Genomic DNA, 1,245 nt, shown 5'->3' on the forward strand with positions numbered 1-1,245 from the left:
CTGCCCGTGCCGCACGTCGCGCCGGGCGACCCGAACGCGGGCTTCCTCGCCGGGCTGCTCGCCTCCCAGCCCGCCGAGCTGTACGCGGCGCTCCAGGGCGCCCCCGGCGACTCCCCGGAGCTGCGGCTGCGGCGCGTACGGGCCCATCTGGAGCTCGGCGAGGTGCGGGAGGCGTCCGAGGCGCTGGCCGAGCTGGAGGCGGGCCATCCGGACGACTGGCGGATCATCTGGTACCGCGGACTGCACGCGCTGTCCGTCGGCGACCACGGGACGGCGGCGCTCTCCTTCGACGCCGTCTACGACGCGTTCCCGGGCGAACCCGCGCCGAAACTGGCGCTCGGGATCTGCGCGGAGGTGCTCGGGCAGCTCGACAACGCCGCCGAGTACTACCACCTGGTGTGGGCGACCGACCCGAGCTACGTCAGCGCCGCGTTCGGCCTCGCCCGCGTCCGGCTCGGAGCCGGGGACCGGGCGGGCGCGGTGCGCGCGCTGGAGTCCGTACCGGAGTCGTCGATCCACTACACGGCGGCGCGCGTCGCGACCGTACGGGCCCGGCTGCGGCAGCGCGCGGCGCGGGACCCGCTGCTGGAGGATCTGACGGCCGCGGCGGGGCAGGTCGAGCGGCTGCGGGAGTTCGGGCTGGACGCGGTCCGCCGGGAGCAGCTCTCCACCGAGGTGCTGGGCAGCGCGCTGGACTGGGTGCTGTCCGGCCGGCCGGGCGCGCCGCCCGCCGAACGCGGCGCGCCGACGCTGCTCGGCTGCGGTGTGGACGAGCGCGGGCTACGGTTCGGGCTGGAACGCTCGTACCGAGTGCTCGCGCGCCTCGCCCAGCGCGGCGAGGAGAGGATCGAACTGGTGGAACGGGCCAACCGCTTCCGCCCAAGGACATGGGTGTGATCGATGTCGCAGATGCCGCAACTCCCGCAGCTGGCGGTGTGCCCAGAGTGCGCGGAACCGCTGGAGGCGGGTGACAATTTCTGCGGCGGGTGCGGGGCCGACCTGTCGGCCGGCGTCCCGGCGGCCGGTGAGCGCCCGGCCGGCGAGCACCCGGCCGCCGCGTCGAACGGCGCCGCCCGCGCACAGCAGGGCCCACAGCCGTATGCGCGGGACGCGTACGCGCAGGCTGACGCGTACGCACCGGTTCCGGAGGACTACCCGCTGGCCGCGCCCGCGGGCGCGGCCGATCCGGGTGCCGCTCCGGAAGGCGGTGGCGGTGGCGGCGCCGACCGCCCGTACGGACAGACT

Annotated in this window: 2 protein-coding genes; both read left to right on the top strand. The window is 76.2% G+C overall.

Annotation, left to right across the window (positions count from 1 at the left end; genetic code table 11):
• Positions 1 to 897, top strand: an 897-nt coding sequence (locus ACFU99_RS44075) for a tetratricopeptide repeat protein (protein WP_384404476.1), incomplete at its 5' end; no start/stop codon positions are given.
• Between the two features lie 3 nt (positions 898 to 900).
• Positions 901 to 1,245, top strand: a 345-nt coding sequence (locus ACFU99_RS44080; protein WP_384404478.1) for a zinc ribbon domain-containing protein, incomplete at its 3' end; no start/stop codon positions are given.

It is taken from the genome of Streptomyces sp. NPDC057654 (genome assembly GCF_042800135.1).
In the GTDB taxonomy this organism is placed as follows: Bacteria; Actinomycetota; Actinomycetes; order Streptomycetales; family Streptomycetaceae; genus Streptomyces.